A 15,562-nucleotide genomic window follows, 5' to 3' on the forward strand; every position below is an offset into this window, starting at 1 on the left:
AGGAAATCCATGAAAAACAACTTCCCGCTGCGTCGTCTCGGGCGGCTTCTTCTATTCGGCTTCGGTGCAGCGCTGCTGGGGTTGGGCGCCGCCCTGGCCGCGCCTGAACCACCGCCTCCCAATCCGCTGCAAACGATCTTGGCCCAACGTTTCACCGGTGACCGCAGCGGCGCCTGCCTGCTGGCGGCCTTGATCGAAGGGCCACGGGTGCAGCAGGCCCGCGTCTGCGCCCAGGCGCGCGCTGGGGGCCACGAGCCGGGCTACGACAGCCTGTTCGAGATCGGCTCCATCAGCAAGACCATGACGGCATTTCTTGTCGCTGAGCTGATCCAGCAAGGACGCTGGAGTCTGGACGACCCGATTGCCAAGCACCTGCCGCAGGGCACGCCGATGCCACGCCAGGGCGAGCGCCAAATCCTCGTGCGCGATCTGCTGACGCACCGCTCCGGCCTACCTGCTTTGCCGCCGGGCTTCGCGCCCAAGAATCCGTTCGATCCCTATGCGGATCTGAGCGAGGCGCAACTGCTGGCCGCACTCGGCCAGGTCCGGCTGGAACGGCCGATCGGCAGCCAGTTCGAGTATTCGAACTTCGCAATGATGCTGGTCTCGGCGGCGGTGGCGCGTAGCAGCAGCGGCGGCGACTTTGAACAAGCAATGGTGCGGCTGTTTGAACCGCTGCAGATGCGCAGTGCCTTTATCGCCACACCGCGCGAGCCAAAAGCGCCGCTGGCTCAGGGCCACTTGCCCACCGGGCAAGTGACGCCCGCCTGGACAATAACGCCGAATTTGGCCGGCGTCGGGATGGTGCGCGCCAGCCTGGACGATATGACCCGTTATGCGCAGGCCCAATTGGGTCTATTGCCGCAGCTGGCGCCCGAGCTGCAGGCCGCGTTGACAATGACCCAGCAGGCCTTGAACGAACATAGCGGCATGAGCTGGATGCGCGTCAGCCACCAGGGCCGGACCTTGTTGACCCATGAGGGCGGCACCGGCGGTTTCTCATCGCTGCTGATGCTGGAGCCCGCGGCCGGCCGCGCCCTGGTGCTGCTGGCCGACACGGCCTTGACTGACCTGGGCGGACTGGGTGATGTGGGCAGCGCCCTGCTAGGCTTGAGCGAGCAGCAGGCTTTGCGCCCGCGGCTCAAGCTTGCGGCACCGCCCGACTTGCTGGCGGCGCTGCCGGGCCCATATGAAATCAGCGGCATGAAGGCGCGGCTTTGGCTGGACGGCGCGCAACTGATGGCTCAGGTCGAAGGCCAAGCCGCGTTTGCGCTTGACTACGACAGTTGGGGCGACTTTTACCCGCGTCACATCAGCGCTTTGCTGCGCCCCGTGTTTCAAAACGGCAAGGTCGAGCATGCGCTTTGGCAGCAAGGCGGCGGGGTGCTTGAATTGCGCCGGCTTGGCAGTCTCTCCGCCACCAAGGCCAGCGACCCGCGTTGGCAAGAGCTGGTCGGTGAATACCAGCTGATGCCGCAATTCAGCTTGCGGGTGTTTGAAGACGCTGGTCAGCTGAAGGTGCAGGCGACGGGCCAGCCGGCCATTGCGGCCGAGCTGAGCGGCCCGGACCGCATCGAGATCAAGGCGGTGGGGGCGATTGTCGAGTTCAAGCGCGATGGCCAGGGGCAGCTGCGCAGTGCCGTGCTCTTGCAGGGCGGGCAAAAGATCGAAGGTCTGCGCAAATGAACTCAGCGTAGCCAAGCCACGATCTGCGGCGCTTGCAGCGCCCCCGACAGGCGCTGCAACTCCTTGCCCTGCTGCAACTGCAACAAGGTCGGGATGCTGCGGATGCCGAAGCGCTGTGACAGCTGCGGGCTTTCGTCACTGTTCACCTTGACCAGCAAGACCTGACCCTTGAGTTGCTGGGCGGCGATGGCGAACTGCGGCGCCATCTGGCGGCATGGGCCGCACCAGGGCGCCCAGAAGTCGACCAGGACGGGCAACTCGCTGCCAGCCACCACCGCGTCGAAGTTGGCATCGTTGAGCTCGACCACCTCGCCGCTGAGCAGCGCTTGGCCGCATTTGCCGCAGACCGGGTCTTGGGTCGCGCGCTCATTCGGCACGCGGTTCTTGGTCAGGCAGTGGGGGCAGGTGATCAGCATGGCAAAAAGCTCCTTATGGTCGTGACTTGAGGCCAAGGCTGCAATTCTTCAAGGTGCAGCCGCCAGCGTCGCCTGCAGTTGCGCACCCACCTCCTGCATGAAGGCGCGCACCCGCGCGGTCTGGCGCAGGTCCGGATGTGTCAAAAGCCAGACCGGCGTGCTGACGTCGCTGAGCACCTCGGATACCGGCACTAAGTCGGGTTCATGGCCTTCGATCAAGGTGGGCAGCAGCGCCAAGGCCAAGCCGGTGCGCGCCATTGCCACCGCCGGGTGCAGCAGATCCAGGCGCACGGCGATGCTGGTTTGCGGCACATGGTCGAGCATCCAGCGGTCAAAAAAACGCGAACGGCGTTCGCGGTCGAACCCTATCCAGGGATAGTTGGCGCAGAGTTCACGCACCGGCAGGATGTGTTGCGGCAGGCCCGCCTGGCCGCGTTTGGCATAGACGCGCATGCGCACATCGCCCAGGCGCCGCCCGACCAGATGCTCGGGCACGACCCGGTTCATGCGCAGCGCCACATCGGCGTCGCGTTTGGACATATCGACCAGGCTGGAGTTCTCGTTCACCTCGACCTCGATGCCCGGATGGCTGCGCCGGAACGCCGCCAGCGCCTCGGGCAGCAGGTAAAGCATCGCCACAAAAGCGGTGCTCAGGCGCAGCGTGCCTTGCAGCTCGAGGTCGCGGCCGACGATGCGGCGCTGCATCTCGGCAATCGCCGGCCGCATCTCGCGCGCCTGCGCTGCCATCAACTCGCCCGCCTCGGTCGGCCGATAGCCGCTGCGCAGACGCTCGAACAGGCGCGCGCCCAGTCTGTCCTCCAGGGCGTCCAGGCGCCGCAGCACGGTGGTATGGCGCACCCCCATCAGCTTGGCGGCGCCGTTCAGCGAGCCGGCCTCGGCAATCGCCAGCGCGTAGCGCAAATCATCCCAATTCAGCCCGACTTCCAGTTGCCCCATTGTGCATATTTGCAAACTTCAAGTGCAGTTTGCGTAGTTGTTTGTGCGTTGGCGCAAACATAACATCTGTTCCATCGAAAGCCAAGCCTCAATCCGCAAACAAACCCAGCGAGCAAGCCAGCATGAACAACAGCCTCAACTACGCCCTATATCGCGACGCCGCCCAAGTGCTGCCCGGGCCGGCTCCTAGCCCGTCTTTCTTCAGCTCCCCGCGCCTTTGGCTGGATCGCTTGTTTGACAACTGGGCTGCGCGCGTCGAGGCACGCTGGCAGAGCACAGATGTGCGCAGCCGCTATTACTGACAACCCAAGCTAGAACCATAAGCAGGAGAACACCACCATGCCTTATCTGCACCTCAGCCTATGCCCCGCGCCCGGCGCTGACCCCAGCCTGCGCGACTTGGCCGCCACCTTGACCGACTTGACCGCCGAGCATCTGGCCAAAGACCCTGCTTTGACCGCTGTGCGTATCGAACTGGTGCCGGCCACGCATTGGTTCATTGGCGCGCGGTCGCTGGCCGCCGACACGCAGGCCAGCTATCAGCTGCAGATTCAGGTCACGGCCGGCACCAATACCGCCGCCCAGATCAGTGCCTACCTGGCCGCCGTCCATGCGGCGATGGGCGTCGCGCTGGGGCGCCTGCATCCGACCAGCTATTGCGTGGTGCAACAAGTGCCCGCCGATGCCTGGGGTTACGGTGGGCAGAGCCAAGCCGCACGACGGCTCAGCATCGAGCCGGCCCAGCTCTGAGCGCGGCCGATCATGCGTCCCTGATGCTTTCCTGATGCCCACAATGCTAAGGTGGGCGCATGGATCACAAGAGCGCGGCGCGAGTCGCTTTCAAACGTACTTGGCTTGAGCCGCTGCCGGCCGTTCTGAGCTGGGCCGTGGCTTGGTGGCTGCTGTTTTGGCTGGATGGGCGGGTCAATCTGGCCAATCAGGCGCTGTTGCTGGTCTTGGCGGCGGCGGTAGCCAGCTTGTGGCTGCCACTGGTGGCGGCACTGCTGCTGAGCCTGGTGTCGGTGTTGCTGTTTAACTGGCATTTCGTCAGCCCGCGCGGCAGCCTCAGCGTCGAGGGCAATCAGCACCTGCTGCTGCTGGGCGCGATGCTGGGGCTCAGCTGCATCACCGCCTTGTTAATCGCCAGCCAACGCCGCCAGGCGGGGCTGGCGCGGCGCCAAGCAGGCCAAGCCGAGCAACTGCGCAGCTTCAACGACAGCCTGCGCGAGGCTCGCGACTGGGCGAGCTTGGGCGCTTTGCTGCAGGCCGAGTTGCAGGCGCAGCTGGGCAGGCCGACGCATTTGATGCTCTTGCGTCAAGAGCAGGCGCTGCCGCAGCAAAATTTGCCCGAATCGGTGCAATGGTTGGCGGCCTCTGGCCCGAGCAGCGCTGCCGACCCGAGCGCTGAATTGAGCGCCGATCAGCGCGCCGGCCTTTGGCAATGCCTGCGCCAAGCCCAAGCGTTCGGGCCCGGCACCGCTCGGTTTGAAGGTCAGCCGGATTGGTATTTGCCGATTCGCGGGCGCGGCGCCGCCCTCGGTGCTGCGCTCTTGCGACCCAGCCGCGCGCAAGCGCTGGACGCGGGTTTGTTGACCCATTTGCAACTGCTATGCACGCAGATGGGCTTGGCTTTGGAGCGACTGACGACCGAGCATTTGGCGCAGATGGCGCGTGATGAGGCCGCGAGCCAAGCCAACCGCAACGCCTTGCTGGCGGCGATCTCGCATGACTTTCGCACGCCCTTGGCTTGCATCATGGGCGCGGCCTCCTCGCTGCAGGATCAGGACGCGCGCCTGAGCCCGGCGCAACGCACGCGGCTGCTGGCCACGATCCTGGATGAGACGGAAGCATTGGCCGATATGACGGCCAACAGCCTGCAGCTGGCTCGCCTTGACGCACCCGGCATGTTGCTGCGCCTGGACTGGGAGTCGGCCGAGGAGATCGTCGGCGCGGTGCTGCGCCGCGCCCGCCAGCGGCGTGCCACCTTAGTTTCGAATAGTGACGGTGAGACAGCGCTTGAGCTGCAAGCGCGGCTTGAGCCGGCGCTGCCACTGCTGCGCTGCGACGCGCTGCTGTTGACCCAACTGCTGGGCAATCTGGTCGACAACGCGCAGAAATATGCGCCCGCTTCCCATATAGAAATCGCGGCCCGCACGGCGCAGGAGGGTGGCCAACGCTTTGTCGTGCTGGCGGTTCGTGATCGCGGCCCCGGGGTGCCGCTGGCTTGGCGCGAGCGCATTTTTGAGGCCTTTCAGCGCGGTGCCGAGCAGCAGCATGCGGCCGGCCCCGACGCCAAGGCCAGGCGCGGCGCCGGCGTCGGCTTGGCCGCCTGCCGAGCAATCGCCCAGGCGCATGGTGGCCAGATGCGCTACCGCTCGCGTGGTCATGGTGGCGCCAGTTTCGAGTGTTGGCTGCCTCTCGTCGCATCACCCCAGGCCGAGGAAATTCCCGCATGAGCTTGCTGAGAATCTTGTTGCTGGAGGATGACCGCGAGTTGCGCGCGACCTTGGCCAATGCCCTGCGGGTAGAGGGTTATGAGTTGCTCTGCGCTGCCAGCCTGGCCGAGGCGCGGGCCTTGCTGATCCACGCCGAAGCGCCCGATCTGGTACTGCTGGATCTGGGTTTGCCCGACGGTGACGGCGCCGAACTGCTGGCGCAGCTGAGGCAGGGCAAGAACACGCCGGTGCTGATCATCTCGGCGCGCGAACAAGATGCGCACAAGGTGAGCCTGCTCGATGCCGGCGCCGATGACTATCTGGTTAAACCCTTCAGCATCAGCGAGCTATTGGCGCGCATGCGGGTGGCACTGCGCCACCGCGGCGTCCACACGCGGCCGGCGCAGACGCTTTACGAGCAGCAAGGCCTGCGGGTGGATCTGGCCGCGCACAGCGTCAGTTTGAATGGCGCCGAAGTCCACCTGACGCCGACCGAGTTCAAGCTGCTGGGGCGGCTGGTGCGCAATGCCGGCCAGGTGTTGACGCACCGCACCTTGCTGGCCGATGTGTGGGGGCCAGAGTTTGTGGAACACACGCATTACCTGCGGCTCTATATGGGGCAGCTGCGCGCCAAGCTCGAAAACACGCCGGCCGATCCGCAGCGCTTGTTGACGGAGCCGGGGGTCGGCTATCGGCTGGAGAGTGGCAGCTGAGCCTGTGTCCGCGTGTCATGTTGCGGTGCAGCATCCTCGCGTTTGGCGCGTTGCTGTGGGGTTAAGCCCAGCGATGGGGCGAAATGCCCAGGAAAACCCTTGTTTTGACCTGGCACGAGCTTTGCAATCACTGAGCTTGCCGGGGCGACTGGCCTCGGAACAACCTAAGGAGTAAACACCATGACCACCTTGACCACTTTGAAGAATGCGCGCTCGTTCAAGCTACTGGCCGCATTTCTTGCTTCGCTGGCCTTGTCTGCGCATGCTGGTGTGCCCGCGATGCCCGGCACCGCTGCCGAACGCAGCTTGCTGCGCGAAGCGACCGGCTATTACGAGCTTGAGGACGGGCGCACGCTCAAAGTCGATATCGGTGCGCACCGCGTTGCGGTGGCCCTCGACGGGCAGCCGCTTGAACAATGGCGTGCCGAGAATGCGGACATGCTCTTGAGCTCCGACGGCCATCGCCGTGTGCGGCTGTTCCGCGATGCCGCAGGCTCGGTCTACCGGGTCGCCTACGAAATGGATAGCTTGCGCTGAATCGCAAGCGCCGCCCCATACGGCATCAGACCTTGTTGAAGCTTGAGCCGCAAGCGGAGCAAGACTGTTCAGCATCAAGTTCCACTTGCGCTGGGCAAGCCCTGGCGCCATGGTTTTCGCCATGGCGCCAGGGCCTCCCGCTGCACCTTTCGCTTGATTGATCACACCTGCCATTGGTCGGCGCGGGCGCTGCCGCCCATGGTCGGGTCGCTGACCGACGGTGCACCCGTTTCCACCCGACCGGCAAAGCGGCGGCTGAAGTCGGCCTGGTCCTTCACCTTGGCGCTGAAGTCGTACCAGCGGTAGCTTTGTGCCAGCGGCAAGCGCAGATTGGTCTCGCCGCGTGCGAGCACCGTGTACTCGCTGACCGTGGCCGCGCTGTAGCGGTTGGCGGCCAGCTGAAACACGCAAGGCGCGTTGCCACTGTTGAGCAACTTCACGAGCAGGTCGCCGCTGACGCTGTCGCAGCTGATCTGCACTTCCGGGTTGGCTTGGGTCGCCGCCTTCAGGCGCCCGGCATTGCCGGTCAGATGACGGTGAAAACCGTTAGGCCCCAGTATCCACAGGTCATACGCACCGTTGGCATCGGCCGCCCAGCTGCCATTGAGCTGCTTGCCGGCTTCGACGGTGTAGCGGCGTGGGATTTCGGCCAGGCGCAGGCGGTCATAGACATGGAACACGGCGGCCGCTTTGCCGGTGTTCTGGAAGCTGACCTTGACGGCAGAGGACGTGACGAGTGCGGTGGCCGCCAGTTCGTAAGGCAATGCCGCCGAGGGGCGCACACCGCTGTCTTGCACCGGCAAGCTGAGTGTGCTCGGCAAGGTCGGGCGCGGCTTGGTCGGGTTGTTCAAAGCCCGGGTCTTGTCGGCCAGCGCCTTGGTGTCGGGCAACTGCGCCATGAAGGCCGTGCTGTTGTTCGGGTTTGCGAAGTTGAAGGCGCTGGTCAGATCGCCGCACACCGCCCGGCGCCAGGCCGAGATATTCGGTTCCATAACGCCAAAGCGCTGTTCCATGAAGCGCAGCACCGAGGTGTGGTCGAACACCTGCGAGTTGACCCAGCCGCCCTTGCTGAACGGCGACACCACATACATCGGCACCCGTGCGCCCAGGCCGTAAGGCCAGTGCAGCGTGCTGGGAGCTGGGCTGTTAGGGTTCTCGACCTCGTGATATTCGCCGGAGGTGGCCACCGTCGAGGCGCCCGCGTAGACGCGTTTGGCCGGATCGGCGTCCCATTGAACCAGCGAAGGCGCAGCCGGCGGCGGCATATGGTCGAAGAAGCCATCGTTCTCGTCGAAGTTGATGAACAGCACCGTGCTTGCCCAGACCTCCGGATTGGCCGTCAGCGCTTCCAGTACCTTGGCCGTGTATTCAGCCCCTTGGGCCGGGCTGGACGGGCCTGGGTGCTCGGAGCCAGCCTCGGTGGCCACGATCCAGGATACCTGGGGCAACGTGCCATTGACGACGTCCTGGCGCAGCAGGTCCAGGTCGCGTGTCGTGATGCCGCGCGCCTTCAGCTCGGCCGAGGCACCGGGGCGGTTGAACCAGCCGTCGCGGAAGGACTTGAAACCGACCAACGAGTTGTCGGTGAAGTTGTCGTCCATATTTTCGTAGACCTGCCAGGAGATGCCGGCCGCCTGCAGGCGCTCCGGGTAAGTCGTCCAGGTGTAGTCGGGCAGGTTGTCGAACCAGTCATTGCGGTTGCTGACCGCCGGGCCCCCGTTGCGGCCCAGCGGGTCGTTGGTGCCGGTGAAGAGGAAGAGTCGGTTCGGGTTGGTCGAGCCGGCCAGCGAGCAGTGATAGGCGTCGCAGACCGTGAAGGCATTGGCGAGCGCAAACTGGAAGGGGATGTCTTCCTTGGCGAAGTAGCCCATCGAATGGTTGTGCTTGGTCAGGGTCCAGTAGTTCATGCGGCCCTGGTCCCAATGCAGATCACCCCAGCCATGCGGCGTGCCGTCAACCCGCATCAGGTTGAAGTTCAGCTTGGTGTTGAGCCGGAACGGCGCCACGGTCTTGGGTTGTGTGCGGCCCGGCACGGCAGGGTTGCTCACGCTGCTGCTCGGCTCGGTCGGCTGCACCCAGATGTTCTTGCGCACGATGGTGCCAGGGCGGTCAACCACCGGCAGCGGCAGCGGGTCGCCAAAGCCACGCACGCCATGCAGCGTGCCGAAGTAATGATCAAAGGAGCGGTTCTCCTGCGTCAGGATCACCACATGTTTGACGTCCTGGATGGTGCCAGTGACAACCTTGGCTTGCGCGGCCAGCGCGCGTTGGATCACCGCCGGGAAGGCAGTGAGGGCGGCGCCGGTGGCGGCCGATTGGAGGAATCTGCGACGAGAGGCTTGAGTCATGATGGGCTGCCAGTCAATGGTGAAGAGTGAGCTAATGCGTGGTTTCAGCGTGCGCGGCGGCGGGCTACAGCGCCCACGGCAAACAGGCCCGCCAGCATCAGCGCGTAGCTTTGTGGTTCAGGCACGGCTGGCGTGGTCAGGCTGAAGTGCAGGTTGTCGGCGTAGGCGCCGCTGGAGTTGCCGTCTGGCCCCTCCATCGACAGGTCGAAACGGATCGCGCGCGTCTGCTCGGGCACATAGCCGTTGGTGTGGAAGGCAGCGAGCACGGTGTAATAGTCGCGCAGGTCGACGTAGTTTGGGCCCAGTTCGGTGTGATTGATTTCGATGCCGGAGGCGTCCAAAAAAGACACATACAACAAGGTGTTGTCTTCCTGGTTGCCCACGCCACCAAGATAGGCGTCGAGCTTGAACGCTACGCGGCCACCGTCAATGTCGGCGGCCTTGTCGCTCACGTCGACTTGTTGCCAGCCGGCAGAAAGGGCGCTGCTGCTGCCGGCAAAGTGCATTGCGCCATGGGCCGTATCCGGATACAGGAACAAAGGGTCTGCATAGGCCACGGTTTGAAACATCGAGATGTTGTCAATCGCGTTCCAAGCGCTTGTGCCTGATTCGGCATCACTGCTGGCAATCAGGTTGGCTTCATAGGCCGTAGCGTGAGCGCCAACTGGCGCGAACGCTGTCAGCAGAGTCAGGGATGCAAGAAGGGCGCTTAGTTTCATGATGACCTTGGGCTAAAGGGTTGAGCAGGAGGGCGGCGTTTCTTGCTGTATGTTCTTCCCGCCATATGACGCCCGTCATCGCTTGCCAAGATGCTGTTCGGCTCATCCGCTGCGATACGCCTCCATCTCGTTACTTTTTGTCCTGGCGTTCGTGGCGGCCCTTAATTGCCTTTTTGTGCCTTTTCAGCGCCACTCTTGCGCCATTGATGTGCCACTTATGCCTTCCTTATGCAGGAGGTTTCACAGTGGGGCCATCAATCCCGCCACTACCGCTCGAGACCATGTCCTCAGCCCGTTCTGCCTTGCCAGATTTACCCAATTTACCCAGTTCCGGCCATCCGCAGCGCCAGGCGCTGCCGGCGCTAACGCTGGGCGCCATCGGTGTCGTCTATGGCGACATCGGCACCAGCCCGCTCTACACCGTCAAGGAAATCTTCTTGCCCGCCACCGGCGTGGCGCTGAATCCAGCCAATCTGATCGGCGCGGTGTCGGTGATCATCTGGGCGCTGATGCTGGTCGTGACGCTCAAATACGTGATCCTGATCCTGCGCGCCGACAACCGCGGCGAGGGCGGCGGCCTGGCCTTGACGGCGCTGGCCGCCAAGGCGGTGGGCACGGGCAAGCCACGGCTGCACAAGGGCTTGCTCTTGCTGGGCGTGTTCGGCGCCACGCTGTTTTATGGCGACAGCATCATCACCCCGGCCATCACCGTGATGGGGGCTGTTGAGGGCTTGGAGGTCATCACCCCGGCCTTCAAACCCTATGTGCTGCCTATTGCACTGGGCGTGCTGCTGGCGCTGTTCATGGTGCAACGCTGGGGCACCCACGCGATGGGCAAGGTGTTCGGCCCGGTGATCACGCTGTGGTTTGTGTTGCTGGCCGTCATCGGCGTGATCCATATTCAGACCCAACCGCAGGTGCTGGCCGCCTTGAACCCGCTGCATGCCTGGGAATTCTTGATCGCGCGCGGCTGGTATGTGTTTGCCGCCGTGGGAGCCATCGTGCTGGCGCTGACCGGCGCGGAAGCGCTGTATGCCGATATGGGCCATTTCGGCGCCAAGCCGATCCGGCTGGCCTGGACGACGCTGGTGTTCCCGGCTCTGGCGCTGAACTATATGGGGCAAGGCGCGCTGCTGATCGGCGACCCGAGCGCGATCGAAAACCCGTTCTACCGCCTCTTCCCCGAGAGCTTGATGCTGCCGGTGGTGGTGCTGGCCGCGCTGGCCGCGGTGATCGCATCACAGGCGGTGATCTCGGGCGCCTATTCGATGACCAAGCAGGCGATACAGCTGGGCTTCTTACCGCGCATGACGGTGCGCTACACCTCGGCCAGCGAGGTCGGCCAGATCTACATTCCGGTCGTCAACTGGGCCTTGTTGCTTGGCGTGGTGGCTGCCGTGCTGCTGTTCGGCAGCAGTTCGGCCTTGGCCGGCGCCTACGGCATTGCGGTGACGATGACGATGTTGATCACCACCCTGCTGACCTTTTTCGTGGTGCGGCACGGCTGGCGCTTGCCGGCACCGGTGGCCATTTCGGCCACGCTGTTCTTCCTGGCCGTGGATTTGCTGCTGGTAGCCGGCTGCGCGATCAAGTTTGTCGACGGCGGTTGGTTCCCCTTGGCCTTTGCGCTGGGCTTGTTTCTGGTCATGAGCACCTGGTCGCGCGGCCGGGCCTTGCTGATGGGCAGCATCCGGCGCGACGGCTTGGAGCTGCAACCCTTCCTCGAAAACCTGAGCGGCGCTGAGACCCACCGCGTCATGCGCACCGCCGTTTATGCCGTGGCCAACCCCGACACCGTACCGCAGGCCTTGCTGCACAACCTCAAGCACAACCAGGTGCTGCATGAGACGAATGTGATCATGACCGTGGTGTTTCACGACCGGCCCTGGGTGCCCGAGGACGAGCGCATCGTGCTGCAGGAGTTGGCACCGAGTTTTTGGCGCGTGAGCCTGCATTTCGGTTTCATGGATCAGCCCGATGTGCCCAAGGCCCTGGCTCTGTGCGCGGACAAAGGCCTGCACATCTCCGCTTTCGAAACGAGTTACTTCCTCAGCCGCGAAACCGTGGTGCCGACCCCCGGTGAGGGCATGGTGCAATGGCGAGAGCGCCTGTTTGCCGCCATGAGTCGCAACGCCGGCGGCGTGGCCGAGTTCTTCTGCCTGCCGGACAACGCGGTGGTGGAACTGGGCACGCGGGTGCAGATCTGAGATCAAACCGGAGCAATGCAATGACCGAAGAAATCGACCCCCAAAAGCTAGATATCTGGTTTCCGGCCAAACGGTATGGCTGGGGCTGGGGCTTGCCCGTGCGCTGGCAGGGCTGGCTGGTACTCAGCGCTTACGCGATCTTGATGGTGTGGGCTGCATTCCTGCTATCGCCCGAGCAGCAGCCCCTCAGCTATTCGGTCAGCGTTGCGGTCTTGACGGCTTTGCTGCTGTTGATTTGCTGGTGCAAGGGCGAGCGGCCACGCTGGCGCTGGGGAGACGAAAAACCGTCCTGAGGGCAGCATGACGGCCCGCGCGCAACTGGTTCAGAGCACTCGCGTCATGCCCGGCAGCGCCCGCAGCTGCCGACCCAGCCAGAACGATGCGGCGACGGCCAGGCAGCCCACTACGAGGAACTTCAACCCCGGTGCCGCCTGCCAGCTGCGCAGCGCCAGTGACACCGCCACCAGCACCGGCGCATGCAGGATGAAGGCCGCATAGGCCGCCTCGCTCCAGCGCTGCCAGCTTGGGCTGGGCCGATTGAAGCGCAGGCGGAACTGCCACAGCAATAGCGCAATGATGCCCCAGGCGACCAGCGGTTCCCAGAAGGCATAGGCTGCGGCCGGCCAGGACCAGCCACCATTGAAATTGACCGACTTGCCCTCGAACGCGCCGAATAGCGCCGCCACCAAGGGCAAGGCCGGGATTGCCAGCAGCGTGATGAAGAACCAGGGCAGTGCGTGTTGACGCTCGATGCGCTCCAGCCAGCGATGCCGCGCCGCCGCGCAACCGAGCGCGAACAGCATGATGTAGGAGGAAAAATAGCCGAGTTGCAGCGCCCACACATTGCGGCCGGTGGGCACCCACTGCCGTATCAGCATCGCGCCGGCACCGACCAGCAAGGCCGCAGCGAGCCAGTGCGCATGGCCCGGTACGGGCTGTACCGCATTTGCGTGCTTGCCGCCCAATGCGCGCCAGGCCGCATAGGCCAGGGCGAAGAGCAGCAAGGCCCAGGCAAACCACAGCGGCCCGGCGACAAAAGTGAAGCGCTCAAGCCGCCACAGCCAGCCGGACCAGAAGTCATGGCCCTTGCTGATGTCGGCCATGGCGTCGGTCATCGGCCCCAGCAGCAGGCCGAAGACCAGCAAAGGCAGGCCCAGGCGGATGAAGCGTTCCGAGAGATAGCGTTTGGCCCCTTTGCGCTCGAAGCCGGCCGGCGTGAAATAGCCGGCGATCAAGAAGAACATGCCCATGAAAAAGGCCTGGTTGATGCTGCACAACATCGTCAGCGTGATGCTGCTGCTGACATTCGGGTTCTCAGGGAACTCGCGGTAGAACCAGCCGCCACTGCCGCCATAGGTGATGGCGCAGTGATGAAAGATGACCAGGGCCGTCAAGACGACGCGCAGTCGGTCGAGGAAGTAAGTTCGGGGCGTGTTCTTGCTCATAGGGCTTTGCTATTGCTGCTCAGTTGCGCCAGCACTGCGGCGCGGTATTGGCGGCTGCAGGGCGCGCTGGCGCCGCCGCGCAAGGCCAGCTCGGAATTACCCAGCGCCAGCACCTGCGCGGTGGCCACGGCCGCGCTGCGGTGCGTGCGCATAAAGCCCGCGCCCAGATCGACCAGCAGGCCCGCCAAGCTGCGGCGCAGCAGGGGTGTGCGGCCATCGAGCAGGTGCAGCAGCACATAGTTGTCGGCCGCTTCCAGCCACAGGATCTCAGCAACCGCCACCACATGTGTGCGGCCGCGATCCGGGATCAGCAACTGTGCCGGCGGTGCTTGCTCGGCCCGCGTCGGGCTGATGCGCGTGCGCAGCCGATCACGCAAACGATCAAGCGCGCGCGCCAAACGCTCGGCTTCCACCGGTTTGAGCAAATAGTCCACCGCATCGCTGTCAAAGGCCTCGAGCGCGTAGCGGTCAAAGGCTGTGGCGAACACGACGGCCGGTGCCGGGTCGGGCAGCGAGGCCGCCACGTCCAAACCACTGATGCCGGGCATTTGAATGTCGAGGAAAATCACATCGGGCGCGAGGGCAGCCACCTGTGCCAGCGCCTGCTCGCCGTCCTTGGCTATGCCGGCGATCTCGATGCCGGGCATGGCCGAGAGCAGGCGCTGCAGGCGCGCACGGGCCTGCGGCTCGTCGTCAACGATCAGCACACGCATGGCAACACGATCACCGCTTCGACACCGGCACCTTCGCCGCGCGAGCGCAGCGTCAGCGAGGCCTCGCTGCCGAAGCGCGTGGCCAGGCGTTCACGCAAATTGCTCAGGCCGGCGCCGAACACCGGCTGCTGTTGCGGCAGGAGCCGACCCACATCGTCCTGGACCGACAGCCGCATGCAGTGCTTGCCTTCGCGTTGCGCGCGCACCGTGATCTGCGCCTGGCCCAGATGCTTCTCCACCCCATGCCGGAAGGCGTTCTCCAGCAGCGGCTGCAACAACAGGGTCGGCACCTTGAAGGCGCACAGGCTCGCGTCAATCTCGAACCTTGTGCTGACGCGATCGGCAAAGCGCTCATCCATGATGGCCGCATAGCCTTCCAGCAAACGCAGCTCCTCGCCTAACGTGCTCTCTGGCCGGCGTGTCAGGTCGGTGGCGGCCCGCAGCAAGGCGGCCAGTCGGCTCAAGAGCGTGTCGGCTAACTGGGGATTCGAGTGGATGATCTCGCTGATCGTGCTCAAGGCGTTGAACAGAAAGTGTGGCTCTATCTGCTGCGCCAGCTGCAGCAACTGAGCTTGGCGGGCCAGGGCCTGCGAACGCTCGGCACGCAGCTGTGCGTCCACCATCGCCACATAGGAGCGTATGCCAAAAAAGATCGCGATGAACAGCAGGTAGTAGGCGCTGAACTTGAGGCTTTCATACAGAAACAGCTCGCCCCAGGCTTGGTGTTCGTAGCGTTCGCCCAGCAAGGCATAAACGCCGTGCCTGAGCATGAACACCAGCGCCACAAAGACGACGGCCACCAGTGGCAACCAGCGCAGCTGCGAAGCGAACCAGCGCCATGGATGGGCCAGCAGTGCATCGTGGCGCGCTACGAAGCGCGCCTGCAGCAGGATCAGCAGGGTGCTGACGAGGCAAGACGTGCCCTGCCAGACCAGTGGCCGCCAGATGCCGCTATGGCCGTTGCGCCAATAGTCCTGCACCTCCACGCTGGCCATCAGCACCCATAGCAGGGCCCAGGCCAGCGCAAAGGCGAAGCGCGGTACGGGCAGCAGAGCGCGCAGATCGGCGGCGACAGGGTCGGCCGAGTTGGCTGCAGTGCGGGCGGGCTGGAGGACCTTCATCAATGTCGCGCTGGCTCGGCGCTGGCTGTTTGCATGGAGCCCGAAGACTAGCGCAGTGCGGCCGCTTTTTACCGCTGCCCATTGCGATTTGGGGCGAGTGGTGAGCCGGCTGGGGCGAGTGACGCAAAAGACCGGCGCGCGACTGGGGCTCAGGCAATAGCGATGAGTAATCAGTAGAAAAAGGCCCATAAGTTTCTCAACTTATGGGCCTCATATTCTCAGCTTATGCCTTCACCGACAAAAAAAATTGTAGGCGTCAGCATAA

15 protein-coding genes are annotated in these 15,562 nt (G+C 64.3%); 8 read left to right on the forward strand and 7 right to left on the reverse strand.

Annotation, left to right across the window (positions count from 1 at the left end; translation table 11 throughout):
* The first annotated feature begins 9 nt into the window (after positions 1–9).
* Positions 10–1,686 carry a serine hydrolase domain-containing protein gene (locus LNV08_RS13190; protein WP_263534178.1) on the forward strand — a complete coding sequence of 559 codons (1,677 nt, stop codon included), beginning with the start codon at positions 10–12 and terminating at the stop codon, positions 1,684–1,686.
* A 2-nt stretch (positions 1,687–1,688) separates the two neighbouring features.
* Here LNV08_RS13190 and trxC read toward each other — a convergent pair whose 3' ends face one another.
* On the reverse strand, positions 1,689–2,102 hold the full coding sequence (trxC, locus tag LNV08_RS13195; protein ID WP_263534179.1) for a thioredoxin TrxC: 414 nt from the start codon (positions 2,100–2,102) through the stop codon (positions 1,689–1,691).
* A gap of 48 nt (positions 2,103–2,150) precedes the next feature.
* Positions 2,151–3,059 carry a LysR family transcriptional regulator gene (locus LNV08_RS13200; RefSeq protein ID WP_263534180.1) on the reverse strand — a complete coding sequence of 303 codons (909 nt, stop codon included), beginning with the start codon at positions 3,057–3,059 and terminating at the stop codon, positions 2,151–2,153.
* Between the two features lie 122 nt (positions 3,060–3,181).
* Between LNV08_RS13200 and LNV08_RS13205 the strand changes: the two genes are divergently transcribed.
* The 5 genes from LNV08_RS13205 to LNV08_RS13225 all read left to right on the forward strand — a co-directional run bounded on the left by LNV08_RS13205 (position 3,182) and on the right by LNV08_RS13225 (position 6,744).
* Positions 3,182–3,361: a hypothetical protein gene (locus tag LNV08_RS13205; protein ID WP_263534181.1), complete on the forward strand. Its 180-nt coding sequence runs from the start codon at positions 3,182–3,184 to the stop codon at positions 3,359–3,361.
* 37 nt (positions 3,362–3,398) lie between these two features.
* A complete protein-coding gene (locus LNV08_RS13210) occupies positions 3,399–3,809 on the forward strand; it encodes a tautomerase family protein (protein ID WP_263534182.1) in 411 nt (136 codons plus the stop codon).
* A gap of 59 nt (positions 3,810–3,868) precedes the next feature.
* Positions 3,869–5,515: a sensor histidine kinase gene (locus tag LNV08_RS13215; protein ID WP_263534183.1), complete on the forward strand. Its 1,647-nt coding sequence runs from the start codon at positions 3,869–3,871 to the stop codon at positions 5,513–5,515.
* Complete coding sequence (locus tag LNV08_RS13220) at positions 5,512–6,207, forward strand: response regulator (RefSeq protein ID WP_263534184.1); 696 nt, start codon at positions 5,512–5,514, stop codon at positions 6,205–6,207. Before LNV08_RS13215 ends, LNV08_RS13220 begins: the two co-directional genes overlap by 4 nt.
* 180 nt (positions 6,208–6,387) lie before the next feature.
* Positions 6,388–6,744, forward strand: coding sequence for a hypothetical protein (locus LNV08_RS13225; protein WP_263534185.1), 357 nt, complete (start codon positions 6,388–6,390; stop codon positions 6,742–6,744).
* A 161-nt stretch (positions 6,745–6,905) separates the two neighbouring features.
* Here the strand turns inward: LNV08_RS13225 and LNV08_RS13230 are convergent, their stop codons facing one another.
* Together LNV08_RS13230 and LNV08_RS13235 are read right to left on the reverse strand one after the other, a co-directional pair.
* Entirely contained in the window at positions 6,906–9,092 is a 2,187-nt protein-coding gene (locus LNV08_RS13230; protein WP_263534186.1) for a phosphocholine-specific phospholipase C, read from the reverse strand.
* A 44-nt stretch (positions 9,093–9,136) separates the two neighbouring features.
* On the reverse strand, positions 9,137–9,811 hold the full coding sequence (locus LNV08_RS13235; protein ID WP_263534187.1) for a PEP-CTERM sorting domain-containing protein: 675 nt from the start codon (positions 9,809–9,811) through the stop codon (positions 9,137–9,139).
* A 281-nt stretch (positions 9,812–10,092) separates the two neighbouring features.
* Between LNV08_RS13235 and LNV08_RS13240 the strand changes: the two genes are divergently transcribed.
* Positions 10,093–12,018, forward strand: coding sequence for a potassium transporter Kup (locus LNV08_RS13240; RefSeq protein WP_263534188.1), 1,926 nt, complete (start codon positions 10,093–10,095; stop codon positions 12,016–12,018).
* Between the two features lie 20 nt (positions 12,019–12,038).
* Complete coding sequence (locus tag LNV08_RS13245; protein WP_263534189.1) at positions 12,039–12,311, forward strand: hypothetical protein; 273 nt, start codon at positions 12,039–12,041, stop codon at positions 12,309–12,311.
* A gap of 30 nt (positions 12,312–12,341) precedes the next feature.
* Here the strand turns inward: LNV08_RS13245 and LNV08_RS13250 are convergent, their stop codons facing one another.
* Genes LNV08_RS13250 through LNV08_RS13260 form a run of 3 tightly spaced genes read right to left on the reverse strand, consistent with a single transcriptional unit; the run spans position 12,342 to position 15,297 of the window.
* Positions 12,342–13,463, reverse strand: coding sequence for an acyltransferase family protein (locus LNV08_RS13250; RefSeq protein WP_263534190.1), 1,122 nt, complete (start codon positions 13,461–13,463; stop codon positions 12,342–12,344).
* Entirely contained in the window at positions 13,460–14,176 is a 717-nt protein-coding gene (locus LNV08_RS13255) for a LytR/AlgR family response regulator transcription factor (protein ID WP_263534191.1), read from the reverse strand. Before LNV08_RS13255 ends, LNV08_RS13250 begins: the two co-directional genes overlap by 4 nt.
* The gene (locus LNV08_RS13260) at positions 14,164–15,297 is read right to left on the reverse strand and encodes a sensor histidine kinase (protein ID WP_263534192.1); all 1,134 of its coding nucleotides are present in this window, start codon (positions 15,295–15,297) and stop codon (positions 14,164–14,166) included. The genes LNV08_RS13255 and LNV08_RS13260 overlap by 13 nt, the downstream gene beginning before the upstream one ends.
* Between the last annotated feature and the right edge of the window lie 265 nt (positions 15,298–15,562).

The sequence above is a fragment of the Paucibacter sp. TC2R-5 genome (assembly GCF_025717605.1).
Taxonomy (GTDB): Bacteria; Pseudomonadota; Gammaproteobacteria; order Burkholderiales; family Burkholderiaceae_C; genus Paucibacter_A; species Paucibacter_A albus.